Origin of the sequence: Xenorhabdus sp. PB30.3 (genome assembly GCF_963895965.1) — a bacterium.
Lineage (GTDB): Bacteria > Pseudomonadota > Gammaproteobacteria > Enterobacterales > Enterobacteriaceae > Xenorhabdus > Xenorhabdus stockiae.
Genome location: NZ_CAWQMW010000121.1, coordinates 1 through 18,480, shown reverse-complemented (window position 1 = coordinate 18,480; position 18,480 = coordinate 1). Strand labels below are relative to the sequence as shown.

General features: G+C 44.1%; 14 protein-coding genes. 9 read left to right on the top strand and 5 right to left on the bottom strand.

Translation table 11 applies throughout. From position 1 onward, the window contains the following. Window positions 1-9: 9 nt before the first annotated feature. On the top strand, window positions 10-2,091 hold the full coding sequence (gene recG, locus AACX38_RS08955) for an ATP-dependent DNA helicase RecG (protein WP_228864078.1): 2,082 nt from the start codon (window positions 10-12) through the stop codon (window positions 2,089-2,091). 81 nt (window positions 2,092-2,172) lie between these two features. Here recG and gltS read toward each other — a convergent pair whose 3' ends face one another. Continuing rightward, window positions 2,173-3,384 (bottom strand): sodium/glutamate symporter, encoded by a 1,212-nt coding sequence (gene gltS / locus AACX38_RS08950; RefSeq protein WP_099120337.1) that lies wholly within the window; start codon window positions 3,382-3,384, stop codon window positions 2,173-2,175. A 239-nt stretch (window positions 3,385-3,623) separates the two neighbouring features. Between gltS and AACX38_RS08945 the strand changes: the two genes are divergently transcribed. Both AACX38_RS08945 and AACX38_RS08940 read left to right on the top strand, forming a co-directional pair. Beyond that, window positions 3,624-5,009: a uracil-xanthine permease family protein gene (locus AACX38_RS08945; RefSeq protein WP_228864077.1), complete on the top strand. Its 1,386-nt coding sequence runs from the start codon at window positions 3,624-3,626 to the stop codon at window positions 5,007-5,009. A gap of 227 nt (window positions 5,010-5,236) precedes the next feature. Next, window positions 5,237-7,012 carry an AsmA family protein gene (locus AACX38_RS08940; protein ID WP_339385669.1) on the top strand — a complete coding sequence of 592 codons (1,776 nt, stop codon included), beginning with the start codon at window positions 5,237-5,239 and terminating at the stop codon, window positions 7,010-7,012. 178 nt (window positions 7,013-7,190) lie between these two features. On the opposite strand, the gene fabY is transcribed toward AACX38_RS08940, so the two are convergent. From fabY to typA, 4 genes are all read right to left on the bottom strand, one after another. After that, complete coding sequence (gene fabY, locus AACX38_RS08935) at window positions 7,191-8,108, bottom strand: fatty acid biosynthesis protein FabY (RefSeq protein WP_099120339.1); 918 nt, start codon at window positions 8,106-8,108, stop codon at window positions 7,191-7,193. A gap of 81 nt (window positions 8,109-8,189) precedes the next feature. Beyond that, window positions 8,190-8,627 carry a D-aminoacyl-tRNA deacylase gene (dtd, locus tag AACX38_RS08930; protein WP_099109503.1) on the bottom strand — a complete coding sequence of 146 codons (438 nt, stop codon included), beginning with the start codon at window positions 8,625-8,627 and terminating at the stop codon, window positions 8,190-8,192. Window positions 8,628-8,876: 249 nt separating this feature from the next. Further along, window positions 8,877-9,494 (bottom strand): glucose-1-phosphatase, encoded by a 618-nt coding sequence (yihX, locus tag AACX38_RS08925; protein ID WP_228864075.1) that lies wholly within the window; start codon window positions 9,492-9,494, stop codon window positions 8,877-8,879. A gap of 240 nt (window positions 9,495-9,734) precedes the next feature. After that, on the bottom strand, window positions 9,735-11,558 hold the full coding sequence (typA, locus tag AACX38_RS08920; protein ID WP_099120342.1) for a ribosome-dependent GTPase TypA: 1,824 nt from the start codon (window positions 11,556-11,558) through the stop codon (window positions 9,735-9,737). A 565-nt stretch (window positions 11,559-12,123) separates the two neighbouring features. Between typA and glnA the strand changes: the two genes are divergently transcribed. The 6 genes from glnA to AACX38_RS08890 form a co-directional block, all read left to right on the top strand. Then, window positions 12,124-13,533 carry a glutamate--ammonia ligase gene (glnA, locus tag AACX38_RS08915; protein ID WP_228864074.1) on the top strand — a complete coding sequence of 470 codons (1,410 nt, stop codon included), beginning with the start codon at window positions 12,124-12,126 and terminating at the stop codon, window positions 13,531-13,533. Window positions 13,534-13,713: 180 nt separating this feature from the next. Continuing rightward, complete coding sequence (gene glnL / locus AACX38_RS08910) at window positions 13,714-14,757, top strand: nitrogen regulation protein NR(II) (protein ID WP_370630628.1); 1,044 nt, start codon at window positions 13,714-13,716, stop codon at window positions 14,755-14,757. Window positions 14,758-14,765: 8 nt separating this feature from the next. Further along, the gene (glnG, locus tag AACX38_RS08905) at window positions 14,766-16,196 is read left to right on the top strand and encodes a nitrogen regulation protein NR(I) (protein ID WP_228864072.1); all 1,431 of its coding nucleotides are present in this window, start codon (window positions 14,766-14,768) and stop codon (window positions 16,194-16,196) included. 198 nt (window positions 16,197-16,394) lie between these two features. Continuing rightward, the gene (locus AACX38_RS08900) at window positions 16,395-16,874 is read left to right on the top strand and encodes an Hcp family type VI secretion system effector (protein ID WP_228864071.1); all 480 of its coding nucleotides are present in this window, start codon (window positions 16,395-16,397) and stop codon (window positions 16,872-16,874) included. A 44-nt stretch (window positions 16,875-16,918) separates the two neighbouring features. Beyond that, window positions 16,919-17,938, top strand: a complete 1,020-nt coding sequence (locus AACX38_RS08895) for a hypothetical protein (protein ID WP_228864070.1) — start codon at window positions 16,919-16,921, stop codon at window positions 17,936-17,938. 34 nt (window positions 17,939-17,972) lie between these two features. Next, on the top strand, window positions 17,973-18,480 hold a 508-nt coding region (locus tag AACX38_RS08890; RefSeq protein WP_228864069.1), incomplete at its 3' end, for a hypothetical protein.

Here is an 18,480-nt window from a genome sequence, read left to right as displayed (position 1 = left end):
AGAATAGATATGAAAGGCCGATTACTTGATGCCATCCCGTTAACAACTTTACGTGGTGTTGGTGCCAGTCAGGTAGGTAAGCTTGCCAAACTGGGGTTGGTCAATCTACAGGATCTATTACTGCATTTGCCTCTCCGTTATGAGGATCAAACCCGGCTATACCCCATCAATGAAGTGTTGCCCGGTATTTATGCGACAGTGACAGGCGAAATTTTACGTACCAATGTCGTTTTTGGGCGGCGGCGTATGATGACCTGCCAAATCAGTGACGGCACTGGCGTGTTAACCCTGCGCTTTTTTAATTTCACTGCCGCCATGAAGAACAGTCTGGCAGAAGGTAAACATATCATCGCTTATGGTGAAATACGTCGGGGTTCTCAGGGTGCTGAAATTATCCATCCGGAATACAAAATTCAGCAACACGTCGAGCGTATCCATTTGCAGGAAACCTTAACCCCTGTCTACCCTACGACAGAGGGAGTACGCCAGACTACGCTGCGTAAATTAATCGAACAGGCTTTGGAGCTGCTGGATACCTGCGCCGTTAATGAGCTATTACCAGAGCAGTTCAGCCGGAAGATTATCAGCCTCTCAAATGCCCTGCATACGTTACACCGCCCACCGCCTGACATTTCCTTAGCTGATTTGGAAAGTGGCAGACATCCGGCTCAACGCCGCCTGATTCTGGAAGAATTACTGGCTCATCATTTAAGTATGCTGGCAGTCAGAGCGGGAGCACAACGCTTTCAGGCCCAGCCTCTCACTGCGGATAATTCATTAAAGCAGCGGTTACTGGCTCTGCTCCCCTTTTCACCGACTCGTGCACAAGATCGCGTGGTGGCAGAAATAGAGCATGATCTGGAAAAAGAAGTTCCGATGATGAGGCTGATTCAGGGGGATGTCGGTTCCGGAAAAACACTGGTTGCAGCACTGGCGGCAGTCCGTGCCATCGTTCATGGTAAACAGGTTGCATTGATGGCACCTACTGAACTACTTGCTGAGCAACATGCCAACACTTTTCGCCAGTGGCTTGAACCACTCGGTATTCAGGTAGGATGGCTGGCTGGAAAACAAAAGGGCAAGGCTCGACAGGCACAACAGGAAGCTATTGCCAGCGGGCAGGTAAGTATGGTCGTCGGCACGCATGCTATGTTTCAGGAACAAGTTAAATTTGCCGGGCTGGCATTAGTAATTATTGATGAACAGCATCGCTTCGGTGTTCATCAGCGTCTGGCTCTGTGGGAAAAAGGACATGAACAGGGCTTTCATCCGCATCAATTAATCATGACTGCCACACCAATCCCACGGACACTGGCAATGACAGCTTATGCCGATTTGGATACATCCGTTATTGATGAACTTCCTCCGGGGAGGACACCGGTAACAACTGTCGCCATTCCCGATACCCGTCGAAATGAGATTATCCAGCGAGTTAAAAATGCCTGCTTAGATGAAGGACGTCAGGCTTATTGGGTGTGTACTCTGATTGAAGACTCTGAAGTTCTGGAGGCACAGGCGGCTCAGGTTACCAGTGAAGAACTTGCTCTGGCGTTGCCCGAGTTGAAAATCGGTTTAGTTCATGGACGGATGAAGCCAGCAGAAAAGCAAACCATCATGGAGGCTTTTAAACGTGGTGAACTACAACTATTGGTTGCGACAACGGTGATTGAGGTTGGTGTTGATGTTCCCAATGCCAGCCTGATGATCATCGATAACCCGGAACGATTGGGGCTCGCTCAGTTACACCAGCTTCGTGGTCGTGTCGGGCGTGGAGCAATAGCCTCACATTGTGTTCTGCTTTATAAAACACCGCTGACCAATACCGCCAGAATCCGTTTGCAGGTTCTGCGGGACAGTAATGATGGTTTCGTCATTGCCCAGAAAGATTTAGAGATCCGGGGGCCGGGTGAACTTCTTGGTACGCGCCAAACCGGTAATGTCGAATTCAAAATTGCCGATTTATTACGGGACCAAAGTATGCTCCCTGAAGTTCAGCGCATTGCCCACTATATCCACCAGCATTATCCGGAAAACGCGAAGGCACTGATTGAGCGCTGGCTTTCCGACCGCTCTCAGTATAGCCACGCCTGAGTAATAGGATTTCACAAAAATAAAAAAATGCCGCTGAAATCTTCCAGCGGCACATCTACAAGAACAAAAAGCTAAGTTAAATTAACCTGTAACAGATGGGAATATAGGTAACATTAGGTAAATTTTGATAATTGCTGCGTTAACGATATCAATAAAGAAAGCACCTACCATCGGTACAAGTAAAAATGCTACATGGGATGGTCCGAAACGGTCAGTAATTGCCTGCATATTTGCAATAGCCGTAGGTGTCGCACCCAGCCCGAATCCACAGTGACCGGCTGACAGTACCGCGGCATCATAATTTTTACCCATGACTCTGTAAGTCACGAATATTGCGTACAATGCCATCACTACCGCCTGTACAGCGAGGATCACCAGCATCGGCAGGGCAAGGGAAGCCAGTTGCCACAATTTAAGACTCATCAGTGCCATTGCCAGGAAGAGTGACAAGCTGACGTTACCCAGTACTGATACAGCCCGATCAAATACCCGGTAAAAGCCGAGCAGAGACAGGCCATTACTCAGTATCACACCGGTAAACAGAACGCAGACAAACGTTGGCAAAAAGAGCGTATCTTCCAGCACTTTCTCAAGATAGTTACCGACCAACAGGCAGATAGAGATTAATGCGATGGTTTCCAGCATGACCAATGGCGTGATCAGGCGGCCGGTATAAGGTTTTTCAAATGCAGATGGAACTTCAGCATCATCATTCTCCAGACCCGGTGTTTTGTCATTTCTTACCAGCAAGCGGGCAACAGGCCCACCAATCAGTCCTCCGAGAATCAAACCAAATGTCGCACAAGCCATTGCCACTTCAGTCGCATTCTCAAAACCGTAGCGTTCAGTAAAGACCTTACCCCATGCTGCGCCCGTGCCGTGCCCTCCCGAAAGGGTCACAGACCCTGCCAATAGCCCCATCAATGGGTCAAGGCCGAGCATTTTCGCCAGTGCAATACCGACTGTGTTTTGTACCAACAGCAGGCCTACAACGGCGACAACAAAGATTAAGAGAAGTTTTCCGCCTGCTCTCAGGCTGGCGAGGTTAGCATTCAGGCCAACTGTGGCGAAAAATGCCAACATAAGGGGGTCTTTGAGGGATAGGTCAAAGCTGACTTCCCAGCCCGTAGACTGTTTAACTGCCAGCAGAACAAAAGCAACCAGTAAGCCACCTGCGACTGGCTCTGGAATTGTATACTTTTCAAGAAATGAAATTGACTGTACGAGCTTTCTTCCCAGTAGCAAAACAAGTGTGGCCGCAACGAGCGTGCCATAAATATCCAGATGATACATTTATGTACCCCATCTAATTGTTAAAATTATGTTAATTTAATGCGACGTTATAATCATCCTATAAAAACGCCAAGAGCAGGTAAGGATTGGATTAGAAAAAAAATTCCTAATAAACACAAGTTAAAACATTTAAAAGTGTGACGAAATAAGGTTATAAGCCATAGGCAAAATTTAACGCAAACGATTGCTTTTATAATCTAGATCAATAAAATGTGTTTTTTTCACTCGAAACTACACTCATGGCCACCTCAACACGCGAAAATCCAGCACTGGAAACTCTCAAAAAATCAGACAGCGAATTAATTTACCGTCTGGAAGATAAACCCCATCTTCCGCACGCTGTATTTGCCGCCTTTCAGCATCTGCTGGCAATGTTCGTTGCCGTTATCACGCCGGCTATGTTGATCTGTCAGGCGCTTGGACTTCCGGCAGAAGATACCCAACGCATCATCAGTATGTCTCTGTTTGCCTCCGGTCTGGCATCACTGATTCAAATCCGCTCCTGGGGACCTGTTGGCTCTGGTTTACTTTCTATTCAGGGCACCAGCTTTAATTTTGTCACTCCTCTCATCATGGGTGGCTTGTCCCTGAAAAACGGTGGTGCTGATGTGCCGACCATGATGGCTGCTCTGTTTGGTACGTTGATGCTTGCAGCAACGACTGAAATATTGCTTTCTCGTGTACTTCATCTGGCTAAAATGCTCATCACCCCTTTAGTTTCCGGCATTGTTGTGATGATTATTGGTCTGTCACTTATTCAGGTCGGACTGACTTCTATCGGTGGTGGCTATTCTGCTATTCAGCAAGGTACATTCGGCGCCCCTGAAAATCTTTTTCTGGCCGGAATTGTTCTTGCCATCATCGTACTGCTGAACCGCCAGCATAATCCCTATCTGCGGGTTGCTTCTCTGGTTATTGCCATGACAGTAGGTTATCTGGCCGCATGGTACATGGACATGCTACCCCACTGCGCCACAACAGAAGACAAACCAATTATCACTGTGCCAGCCCCGCTGTATTACGGGCTTTCTATTGACTGGCATTTACTCATCCCATTAATCCTGATTTTTATGGTGACATCACTGGAAACGATTGGGGATATTACAGCTACTTCAGATGTTTCCGAGCAGCCTGTCTGCGGCCCGTTATATATGAAGCGAATTAAGGGCGGTGTACTGGCAAATGGCGTCAATTCGATGATTTCTGCCGTATTTAATACATTCCCGAATTCCTGTTTTGGTCAGAATAACGGAGTAATCCAATTAACTGGGGTTGCCAGCCGTTATGTTGGTTACCTTATTGCTTCTATGTTGATCCTGATGGGGTTATTTCCGGCAGTGGCCGGTTTTGTCCAGCATATTCCAGAGCCGGTATTAGGTGGCGCAACGATTGTCATGTTCGGCACGATTGCAGCATCCGGTGTCAGAATTGTTTCCCGGGAGCCGTTAAATCGCCGTGCCATTATGATCATTGCATTATCACTGGCTATGGGGCTTGGCGTTGCACAACAACCCCTTATTTTACAGTTTGCACCTGAGTGGATAAGAAATCTGTTTTCTTCCGGTATTGCAGCGGGTGGCCTGACTGCAATCCTGCTTAATCTGATTTTTCCTCAGGAAAAATAAACTATCGCGTTTCAATCTAAGATTTTCACCTTCGTTTTCGCCTTAGTTTTCGCATTGATAGTTATATTATCCCGCTCTAATCGCGGGATTTTTTTTATATTTTGCGTAACCTTTCGCAATATTCTGCCCTAGATGGGGGAATTAAAGGTTTTTCAGCATTGTCTATTGAGTGATGCTCTTTTTTACGGCATAAAAGGATTTTTTCAGGAAGATTATATTGGGGTGAGATGATGAAGTGGTTAGGGAAAGGCTTTGCTGTTCTGCTGTTATTACTGATTCTGGCAATTATTGCTGTTTATTTTGTTGCCCAGACACACTGGGGAGCAAAGAAAATAAGCAGATGGATTAATAAACAAGGTCATTATCAGGTTAATATTGAAAATATCAGTCACAGCTGGCTCCAGCCTATGACCTTAATGCTCAATAATGTGAGTCTCAGTGATAAGCAAGGCTCTTTCTCACTCAATGCCAATACTGTCGATCTGGATTTTAAATGGCAGGCCCCGACAAAATTAACAAATCTGCGTAAGTTGACCTTACAAGATGGAAAACTGATACTTTCAGGTTCTGAGTTTACCCCAGCCTTGAAAGCCGATGTTTTGCAACTGAATAAAATGGATGTTCAGCTAACAACCCCCAATTCACAGATTCAGGGCAAAAATATTGTCGGCGGTATTACTCCCTGGTCTCCTGATAAGAATACCCCTTTTGGCTCAGGGCAATACCAGTTCAGTGCCAATAACATCAACATAAATGGCCTGTCATTTGATAAGGTCGTCATGCAGGGTAGCTATCAGAATAACAATCTGGTTATAAATTCCTTTGGTGCTGAGTTCCTACAGGGTCTGATCTCTGGGAATGGGCAACAATTAGCTGATGGCAGCTGGAACTTAGAGAATATCCTGATCAACGACATACGCTGGCAGTCACCCATGACTCTGGCTGCGCTGACAGAAAAAACCCGCCATCTTCCCGCTATCCACATTAAAGATCTCAATCTTACTAACGCCAAATTACAGGGAAAAGATTGGTCTGCTGATTATCTTAATACCAGCATCAAAGGCTTAGGGCTGGTTAACGGACAATGGCAGGCAGAAGACGGTCTGATTGACTTTAATGCCATGAATATGGCCTTCAACGAAGCTCAGTTCAAAGATATATTAGGCCAGTTCAGTTTTTCCGGTGATATTTTTACCATCGCTAATCTGACTACCCATTATCAGAAGGGCTTATTTAATATTAAAGCGCAGTGGGATCGAAAAAATCATCAGTTAACCCTCAATGACAGCTCTGTAACCGGTCTGATTTACTCCTTACCTCCAGAGTGGCGCAACTATATTAAAAATCCAGCACCTGAATGGATTTCAGCACTGAAGTTAAATAATGTCAGTATCAACAATACGCTCCTGATTGATACCAACCCTGATTTTCCATTTCAGCTCACCACCTTATCGGGATATGTCGATACTCTGGATATCCTGAAAGATGGTCACTGGGGATTATGGAATGGGAAAACTTCATTGCAGGCCATGAGTGGCACATTCAATAAAGTTGAAATAGTGCGGCCTTATCTGCAACTATATGCCACAGATGACAAGGTTATTATTGATAAAATGAACACCTTTTCAGGTGACGGCATACTCCAGTTTAACGGCTTCCTTGAACAGCTTGCTGCCCAAAAACCCTTCCAGCTCAATGTAAAAGGAATGAGTGTGAATTTGGGAGTTTTGCCACAATGGGGCTGGACACCACTCAATCTCCATGGCGAGGGGAATTTCTCACTGGCTATCACTGGAAACCTTGCTGACGATAATCTGAAAAGCACGATCAATGGAACACTGACAGCTGAAGATAAGACATCCAATAAAGAGTCACAATCCATTAAGCAAGGCGTGATTTCTACTGATAACTGCCCAGCCGGGCAATCTGGTACAGAACAATCTGGTGAGGCTGGGCAACCAAATGGTGATCAAAGCAAAACCTGTGCAACTGTCGTGTTGTAACAAATTCAGTATGTAGAAAAGCCAAATATTTCAGCAACTCAGGTTGTATACACAATGGATTTCAAGATGCGTCGCGGCGGCAAGGGAACTCATCCCCGGGAGCATAGATAACTATGTGACCGGGGTGAGTGAGCGTAGCCAACAAAGAGGCAACTTGAAAGATGAAGTGTATAATAGCTCATGCTGCCGCAGCCCGCTCAGCGGGTAAGACAATATAAGTACCGGTGAACACACTTCCGAGTCCCTGTTCACCGCTGACATGAACTTCCAGTTTTACACGTGCTTTATTACCACGGGCAAGACGGGCTAAATCACCGCTCATATTGTTGAGGTCGGCAACAGCACTAGGACGACCAACAATAGGTTTTTGGTAACGAATATTCGCATCCACCAGAATGATCTCTCCTCCTAGTTGACGCTCCTGCAAGAGCAACCAAATCAGACCCCATGCGGTTAATGTCGATTGAGAAAATAGACTGCCAGCAAAAATAGTATGATGAGGGTTTTGGTTTCCCGCTTCCGGCATAGTAGTAATAAAGCGCTGCCCCGTATATTGAGTAATACGCACACCCATCTTTTCACTCAGGGGGATATGTTTGTACCATGCCTGCTGCAATTGAGCACACCAGTCCGGACGATGCAGAATATCATCAAGACTCATAATAGGTTTAATCATCAAAAAATGATTAATAGGAGATGAGTTAGCGCCGTTGATAAGCCCACGATTTTGAAATCCCAGCTTATTAAAGAAATCAACCGCATCCTCACGCGCACTGCAAACTATCCGCTTCACACCTTCCTGCCGGGCAACAGATTCCAGTGCCATTGCAACCAGGGTGCCCAGCCCTTTTTGCTGCTCATTCGGATCAACAGCCAGAAAACGGATAGCACCTTCACTGTCCGCATTGATATATAAACGTCCGACAGCGACTGGCCTGCCCTTCTCATCAACCACCATTTGATGGTGAGCCATTGAGTCATAAGCATCTTTTTCTGAGCCGACAGGCTGATGAAGTGGTTTACGCAGCATCTCCCAACGGAATTGGTAATAAGTTTCCAGCTCTTGTTCGGTTTGAGGTACTCTGAGGTGATACATAGAAACAGCCCCTTCTTTGCGTGTTGTCGTGTGTAGTCGGGGAGCATGCATGCTTTTAACATTATATTTCTAATCAGAAAGTCATACTTGTAACCAGAAAGTCACTGGCCCGTCATTTGTCAGACTCACTTTCATGTCCGCAGCAAATTGCCCCATTTCTGTTTTTACACCAGTTGCACGGCACTGTTCAACAAAATAGCGATAAAGTTCATCTGCTTTTTTGGGTTCAGCGCCTCCAGAAAAGCTTGGTCTTAAACCTTTTTGGGTGTCCGCTGCCAGAGTGAATTGAGAGATAACCAATAGGCTACCATTGGCTTGCTGGACGTTGAGATTCATTTTCCCATTTTCATCACTGAATACGCGATAACCCATTACCTTTTCACACAGGCGCTGCACTTTTTGCTGATCATCTTCTTTTTCAACTCCCAGAAAAACAAGCAGCCCCTGTTCAATTTCACCTATAGTCTGACTATCAACAACTACTTTTGCCTGTGTTACGCGTTGAATTAATGCAATCATTTTTCTTATGTATGATCCGTATCGGTAGATTAACCTGTAAGGGTGGAGCCTCGCTTGCCAAGATGCCACCCTATTTAGAACTTGTTGAATGTTATACCCTTCGTCTTTCAAGTTGCCTCTTTGTTGGCTACGCTCGCTCACCCCAGTCACCGTTTTTATAAACATACGGTTATCTATGCTCTTGAGGATTCCCTCCCTTGCCGCCGCGATGTAACTCGAAATCCATTGGGTATACATGAAGATCAGAAATTATGTTACGGTGAGAGGTGAAAAGTCATGTGTCTTAAAATAATCCGGGATAGTATCCCTGCCGCTTACATGAATAGCGTTGAAGCCTAATCTTTTGGCTGCTTCAATATTTTCCTGAACATCATCAAAAAAAACCGCCTGCTCAGCAGCTACACCTTCTTTTTCCAGTAAATATTTAAAGATGTCCTGATTAGGTTTACGTATCCCCAGATCCTGAGACAGGTATAAATGATCTGCTGATGTAGTGACTTCAGGGTATTGTTGCGGCCAATACTGAAAATGTAGGTTATTTGTGTTAGATAACACCACAACCCGATGCCCTTGCTCACGCAGTTTATTCATCAACGCAATAACTTCCTGCCTGACACCAACGAAAATCGCATTCCAGCCTTCAGAAAACTGCTCAAAGCTAAGAGAAACCTCCATTTCATCGCATAGCGTTTCGGCAAATTCTGCATCTGTAATTTGGCCACACTCGTGCTTTTCAAATGCTTCACCCAGAGCAAATTTGGGAGCCAGAATTGCAAGTGGTGTCCCGCTCAGGTTACTCCAAACCGCCAGTACCCTTCTAAAATCAATATCAATAATCACGTTACCCATATCGAAAATATACAGCATACTCCCTCCTGACTGAGGTATATCGTTTTGTACTTTTATCATAATGTCATCAAGAAAAAAGGTGAAGCGACAAAAAATAGACAAATTACGCTGATAATCAAACCACACAAAGAATCAATCTTAGTTGAAAAATAAGAAATTGAGTGAGGTTGCAAGACTGGCAGGTTATTGGGAGAAGAGTTCGGATTAAGCAGGTCATAAAACTCAGGGTGCCGAAGCACCCTAAGCTATCAGGAGAAATTAAGCTTCTTTGCTGCGGCTTGCGCGGCGACGCTCATTCTCAGTCAGGTGGCGTTTACGCAGACGAATTGACTCAGGAGTCACTTCTACCAGTTCGTCATCATCAATAAACTCCAGTGCCTGCTCCAGTGTTTTCTTAATATGCGGAGACAAGGTTGTCGCTTCATCAGTACCTGAAGCACGAACGTTGGTCAGCTTTTTACCTGTCAGACAGTTTACTGTCAGGTCATTAGAGCGGGAGTGAATACCGATGATCTGGCCTTCATAAACTTCTGTACCATGACCAAGGAACAGCTTACCGCGCTCCTGCAAACCATACAGAGCATAAGCAACCGCTTTACCCTGACCGTTGGAAATCAGTACACCGTTCTGACGACGACCAATCTCACCCGGACGGATGTCATCATAGTGGCTGAAAGTTGCATACAGCAGACCAGTACCGGAAGTCATGGTCATGAATTCAGTACGGAAGCCAATCAGACCACGGCTTGGAATAACGTAATCCAGACGTACGCGACCTTTGCCATCTGGCAGCATATCACGCATCTCACCTTTACGTTCACCCAGTGCCTGCATCACATCACCCTGATGCTGCTCTTCGATATCCAGAGTTACCTGTTCAAAAGGTTCCTGCTTACGGCCATCAATTTCACGGAAAATAACTTTCGGACGAGAAACTCCCATCTCGAAGCCTTCACGACGCATGTTTTCAATCAGAACAGAAAGGTGCAATTCACCACGACCGGAAACACGGAAAGCATCTGGATCTTCAGTTTCTTCAACGCGCAGAGCCACGTTATGAACCAGTTCTTTTCTCAGACGATCAAGGATCTGACGGGATGTTACGTATTTACCTTCACGACCACAGAAAGGTGAAGTGTTAACACAGAAGTACATGCTAACGGTAGGCTCATCAACAGCCAGCGCTGGCAAAGCTTCAACAGCATTAACTTCACACAGCGTGTCAGAGATGTTCAGATCGCCCAGACCGGTAATCGCGATGATGTCGCCCGCTTCAACTTTATCTGATTCGATACGATCCAGACCCAAATGGCTGAATACTTTACCAACTTTACCGTTACGAGTTTTACCTTCGCTATCGATAAGCGTGATGTTCTGGTTTGGTTTTACGGTTCCGCGCTTAATACGGCCGATACCGATAACACCCACGTAGTTGTTGTAGTCCAGCTGGGAAATCTGCATCTGGAACGGGCCATCCAGATCAACTTTAGGTGGCTCAACATGCTCAACGATTGCCTGATACAGCGGAGTCATATCTTCTGCCATCTCAGTGTGCTCGTTGCCTGCGATTCCCATCAATGCAGAAGCATAAACGATAGGGAAATCCAGCTGCTCATCAGTTGCACCCAGGTTTACGAACAGGTCAAATACCTGATCGACAACCCAGTCAGGACGCGCGCCCGGACGGTCAACTTTGTTGATAACAACGATTGGCTTCAAACCATGAGCGAAGGCTTTCTGGGTTACGAAGCGAGTCTGTGGCATCGGGCCATCCATCGCATCGACCAGCAGTAAAACACTGTCGACCATTGACATTACACGCTCTACTTCGCCACCGAAGTCGGCGTGGCCCGGGGTATCCACGATATTGATACGGTAGTCATTCCATTTGATGGCAGTATTTTTTGCAAGGATGGTGATACCACGTTCTTTTTCCAGATCATTGGAATCCATCACACGCTCAGCTGTTGCAGCACGTTCACCAAATGTACCGGATTGCTGTAAGAGTTTATCAACCAGCGTTGTTTTGCCATGGTCAACGTGAGCGATAATGGCAATGTTTCTTAAATTATTAATTGACAAGTATTTTTACCGTTTTAGCTATTTGAAGAAATATTAAATGGGTACAGCATGCAGGGTGCGATGCTACCCTCATTCAACACAAATATGGTGCTATTTTACACGTTATAACCACAGAGTGAAATAAATGTGAGACGCATCACTTTTGAAGTTTATCTGTTTTTTTGCATATAAACACGACATAACCTGAAATAACATTAATAACCATCATGATAACAACCGTGATAACAATCACAATTATAGTAATTCACCTATATTTTATAGCGGCTCCGGCAATTCACCATAACAGTGCAGTGCGTTATCCCAATGCACCAATTAAGTGCAAAAACCCTCGAAAATTCCTCGCCCTTTCTATCAATTCTCTATAATTTTTCTCCATTTATGTACGGATACATCAGGATTAAAACTTTTTTAAAAATTGGCACGCTTTTCGCATTAGTTTTCACATTAGAGTTTAGCATTGAAAATTGCCACGAATTGTCTGTATACAAAGACAGCATCAGCTGCTTAAGATAAAGGCGGCGTTTCTGACAACGCATCCGGCTGACGTAAACCAGGAGAACTTAGTATGTCCGTTGAACATGTTTTATCCATGATTGAAGAACATCAGGTGAAGTTTATTGACTTACGTTTTACTGACACTAAAGGTAAAGAACAGCACATCACTATTCCTGCCCACCAGATTGATGAAGACTTCTTCGAAGATGGTAAAATGTTTGACGGTTCATCTATCAAGGGCTGGAAAGGTATCAATGAATCTGACATGGTGTTAATGCCCGACCCTTCTACAGCCATGCTTGATCCTTTCTTTGATGATGCCACTCTGATTATTCGTTGCGATATTCTGGAACCCGGCACCATGCAGGGTTATGGTCGTGACCCCCGTTCCATTGCAAAACGTGCAGAAGATTTCCTGCGTTCCAGTGATATTGCTGACACTGTTCTGTTCGGACCAGAGCCAGAATTTTTCCTGTTCGATGATGTTCGTTTCGGCAGCTCTATTTCAGGCTCTTATTACCATATTGATGATACCGAAGCGGCATGGAACAGCGGAACTCGCTACGAAGGTGGTAACAAAGGCCATCGTCCCGGTATCAAAGGCGGCTATTTCCCGGTTCCCCCAGTAGACTCTTCTCAGGATCTGCGCTCAGCAATGTGCCTGACGATGGAAGAAATGGGGCTGGTTGTGGAGGCTCATCACCATGAAGTTGCAACCGCAGGCCAGAACGAAGTCGCCACCCGCTTCAATACTATGACCAAAAAAGCGGATGAAACCCAGATTTACAAATATGTTGTACATAATGTCGCCCATGCTTTCGGTAAAACCGCCACATTTATGCCGAAACCATTAGTTGGGGATAACGGTTCAGGCATGCACTGTCATATGTCACTGTCCAAAGGTGGTGTTAACCTGTTCGCAGGAGACAAATACGGTGGTTTGTCCGAAATGGCACTCTATTATATCGGCGGTATTATCAAACATGCCCGTGCCCTGAATGCCTTTACCAATCCAACCACCAACTCATACAAACGTCTGGTGCCGGGTTTTGAAGCTCCAGTGATGCTGGCCTATTCTGCCCGTAACCGCTCAGCTTCTATCCGTATTCCGGTTGTTGCCAGCAGTAAAGCCCGTCGGATTGAAGTCCGCTTCCCTGATCCGGCTGCAAACCCTTATCTGGCGTTCTCAGCTCTGCTGATGGCGGGTCTTGATGGGATCATCAATAAAATACATCCGGGTGATTCAATGGATAAAAACCTGTATGACCTGCCAGCCGAAGAAGCACAAGAAATCCCAACTGTGGCCTCTTCTTTGGAAGAAGCACTGGCTGCTCTGGATGCAGACCGTGAATTCCTGACACGCGGCGGTGTTTTCACTGATGATGCAATTGATGCTTATATCGGTGTACTGAATAGTGAAATTGAACGCGTCCGCATGACACCACACCCTCTGGAGTTTGAACTGTATTACAGCGTGTAATGCTTCAAGGCATTACTGCCGTTCTTGATTAGTTTTGTTGCCGTGAAACTTTTGGCCCATTTTCGAATGGGTCCTTTTCCTTCTGACCTTTCCCTCCGATATCTCAGATATAAAGAGGGGTACTCAATTTATGATTAAATAAGATACAATGCACCAAAAAAGTGCAAAGGTTGAATGGCAATGGCTAATTTTCCCAAAGCAGAACAAATTCTTGATTCATTGATAAATAGTGTATTAGTGCTGGATAACGATTTGATTATCCACTATGCCAATCATTCCGCTATGCAACTTCTGGCACAAAGTACACGTAAATTATTCGGCACTCCGCTTCCGGTTTTATTCAGCTATATCTCGCTGGATACGGAATTTATGCGCTCCAGCCTGATACGCGGGCATGGTTTTACAGATAATGAAGTGATATTGGTGATCAATAATCACTCGCATGTTATGTCGCTCAGTGCCCAGCCAATTTCCGAACAGTTTATTCTGCTGGAACTCGCTCCTATGGATAGTCAGCGACGTTTAAGCCAAGAGCAGATACAACAGGCACAGCAGATAGCTGCACGGGAATTGGTTCGGGGGCTGGCACATGAAATTAAAAATCCGCTGGGTGGTTTACGGGGAGCGGCTCAATTACTGGCAAAAACATTGCCGGATCCCTCTTTGCGGGAATATACACAAGTCATTATTGAACAGGCTGACAGGCTTCGTACTCTCGTCGATCGATTATTAGGGCCTCAACATCCGGGGGCTCAGATTAGCCAGAGTATCCACCATGTTGTCGAGCGGGTTTATCAGTTGGTATCACTGGAAATGCCCAGTAATATTACTCTGGTCAAAGATTACGACCCCAGCCTGCCGGAGCTGTCTCATTACCCTGATCAGATTGAGCAGGTTTTATTAAACATCACCCGCAATGCGCTACAGGCATTGGGTGATCAAAAAGGCACTATTACTTTACGTACCCGAACAGCCTTCCAGATTACCTTGCACGGTGAACGTTACCGCTTGGCAGCCCGGATTGATATTGAAGATAATGGGCCGGGCATTCCTCCGAATATTCAGGATATGCTATTTTATCCAATGGTGAGTGGGCATGAAGGCGGAACCGGGCTTGGGTTATCTATTGTCCGAAACCTGATTGATCAGCACACTGGAAAAATCGAATTTACTAGCTGGCCGGGGCATACGGAATTTTCCATTTACCTGCCTATCAAGAAATAGGGGATATCATGCAACGAGGAAAAATCTGGATCGTTGATGACGACAGTTCTATCCGCTGGGTACTTGAACGGGCGCTGAGCGGCGCAGGTATGGATTGTGTCAGTTTTGAAAATGCAGATTCTGTATTGGCTGCATTATCACAGAACAGCCCTGAAGTATTGCTGTCAGACATCCGTATGCCGGGGCTCGATGGGTTAAGTTTACTCAATCAAATCAGGCAGAATCACCCCCAGCTTCCGGTCATCATTATGACCGCCCATTCTGATTTAGATGCAGCTGTCAGCGCCTATCAGCACGGAGCATTCGATTATCTGCCAAAGCCGTTTGATATCGATGAAACGGTCGCACTGGTTGAACGGGCATTAAGCCATTCACGTGAACAACAACAAACTTCCCGCAGCCCGAAAATAGCCTCATCGGTTTCTGAAATAATCGGAGAAGCTCCTGCCATGCAGGAGGTATACCGGATTATCGGACGACTTTCCCGCTCTTCCATCAGCGTGTTAATCAATGGTGAATCAGGAACAGGAAAAGAGCTGGTAGCTCATGCCCTGCATCGCCATAGCCCAAGAGCCGACGCGCCTTTTATTGCCCTGAATATGGCGGCGATCCCAAAAGATTTAATTGAATCAGAGTTATTCGGCCATGAAAAAGGGGCTTTCACCGGAGCTAATCAGGTTCGTCATGGGCGCTTCGAACAGGCCAATGGCGGTTCACTATTTCTGGACGAAATCGGCGATATGCCACTGGATATCCAGACGCGCCTGTTACGGGTTCTGGCAGAAGGGCAGTTTTATCGGGTTGGCGGCTATGCACCGGTAAAAGTTGATGTCCGTATTATTGCCGCCACTCATCAGAACCTTGAACAACGGGTCGAAGAAGGTAAGTTCAGAGAAGACCTTTATCATCGCCTGAATGTCATTCGCTTGCAGCTCCCTCCATTACGGGATCGTGTGGAAGATATTCCCCGCATCGCCCAACATTTCCTGCAACAGACCGCTAAAGAGCTGGGAATTGAGGCTAAAGTACTGCATCCCGATACCGCAAAAGCCCTGATGAATCTATCATGGTCCGGGAATGTCCGTCAGCTGGAAAATGTCTGCCGCTGGCTGACGGTGATGGCTGTCAGTAAAGAAATTCTGGTACAAGATCTACCAACTGATTTAATTGAAAGTCAGCCCGTTGAACCAACAGATAATGTCTCTGTTTCCGGTTTTTCATCATCAGAAGAGTGGTCACAACAATTAGCGACATGGGCAGAAAATGCCTTACAAGCCGGCAAGGCAGATCTTCTTTCTGACGCGTTACCATTATTGGAGCGTACCTTACTTAACTGCGCATTAACGCATACTAATGGACATAAGCAGGAAGCAGCCCGTTTACTTGGCTGGGGAAGAAATACAATAACCCGGAAATTGAAGGAATTGGGGTTGGAGTGATCATGTACTGAAGTGGGGAATGATAGATTTTTCTTTGTATCTTAAAATAAGAGCTATTTAAATTGTGATATCTTTTTTATAAAAGAATAATAAATTTATATCTATTTTAAATGTCTATTTCTTAACTTAGATTGTTTTCCTTGATGATTTTTTCTGCTATAACGAATTGAATTAATAATGATAACTATGAGGTAAAACATGGCGAACTCTATTTATGTGACAATTAAAGGTAAACTTCAAGGTCTAATTTCTCAAGGGTGTTCTACATTAGATTCTATTGGTAATAAATATCAATTAGGACATGAAGATCAAATTTTTGTATTACAATTTAATCACGGAGTTGCAAGAGCGCAAAATGTTGCTCATCAGCCAGTTAAATTTGTTAAACCACTTGATAAATCATCACCATTGTTATTGATGGCAGTTGCAAACAATGAAGAGCTTGATTTAGCATTTGATTTTTATCGTACCTCACAAGCAGGAGGTCAAGAGCGGTATTATTCTGTTACATTAAGAAATGCAAAGTTATTAAATGTTAATGTTCAATATCCGCACTCTGTCGATCATGCTGATAGGCAACCAGAAGAAGTTGTCGCAATTCAATATAAAGATATTGTTTGTCAGCATCATATAGCAGGCACATCAGGCTATTGTATTTGGGAAGAAACTGTTTATTGAGTATATAATTAATATAAAACAAATTATAATAGGTGGTAATTAAAATGCGTTCGGATAGTCTTATATCACTGTTGCAGAATGAATTTGATGAATATACGCTACCAAATTTTTATACCTCAAAAAGTCTTGGTACACTACCTAATTCCGAAGGAAATATCGATTTCCAAGCAATTGCAGATGCATTAGATTGCCACCGTGATTTTTATGGTGCGGGTATTATTTATTCTGATGGAAAACTAAGGCCTTATTTGGTTAGGCCATCGAAAAGACGTGGAAATCAGACGACTTCTGAGTTAACACATATTATTATTTATAATACGGAACTCACTATTGCACCAGAAGCAGAATTGAAAAAAACAGTTTCTGAACCTAGCCTGATGATAGAGATTGGATCAACAGCTCTGGCGTGTGGTGGTGCTGTATTATCGGGGATAGGTTTATCTGGTTCAGCAGCAGCAGCCCCATTTACAGGAGGAGGAACTACACCTTTAGCAATATTGTCATATAGCGGTTTAGTTGCGTCAGGTGCTCAATGTGTAAATGGTGGATATAGAATTTATAATCTCACTGTGGGAGGACAAGAAGGCATAGAACATGTTGCTTGGTTGGACTCACAAGATTGGTATGTCACAACTTCAACCATAATGGATATGATCTCTCTTACCTCTGGTGCAGCAGCTCTGAAGGAGACATATAGCACATATAAGATAATGAAAGCGACTTCCCCCCGTAAAGCATCAGAATGGCTAAAAAACATGCCAAGACATGAAAGAAAGCGGCTGACCGAAGAGATTATACGTCATAACAATCCTGGAATATCTAATCAGGCAATTAAGCAAGCAATAGCACAAGGGAAATACATCAAACGTTATCCTACAGAAATGATACAAAACACATTGAGACATCATTTACGTGACTCTCTGGCAGCAGCAGGTGGATTTATTGGTAGTGGAATGTCAGGGACAATCCGAAATCCAGAAAATATAATTACATCAGGTAAATATATTATTGGTACTATTCATTCTATTACTTATGAAAATCCAGCAAGTTATTTACCAAAGTGATTTTAATAACTCTATACATTAAGAAAGCAATACCATGAAAACAAAAGAATTTATTTTTAATGTGGGATTTAAAAAACTCTTAAATGAAACAAAAGAGTTAGAAGAAAAACTGAAAAAATCCGATCCAGAATTGGAAAATATAACTTTAGATGATCAAAGTTATAAAAGGTATTTTTATTTCCCTGTTAGATTTAAGATAGTACTTGTCTTTCTTTTTGTCATATTAATTCACCTCTCTTTTTTCTTCGGTCTTACTAAAATAATACCTGATTTTTTAACAGATAATCCGAATGATAAGATAAAATCAGTATCTTTCATTTCATCATTAATTTTAGGAATGACAATTACATTTTTCAGTGTTAGTTTTACTTTGAGTGGGTTTTATTATGGCATCATTATCCAAAAACATTTAAACACGATCATATTCTTTTTCAGTTTATTTATTTGTTATTTAAAATTCATTAATAATCATGATTATATTTACTTTTTTTTCATAACATTATGCTGCATATTAATAAAATTCATATTAAACAGTCAATATT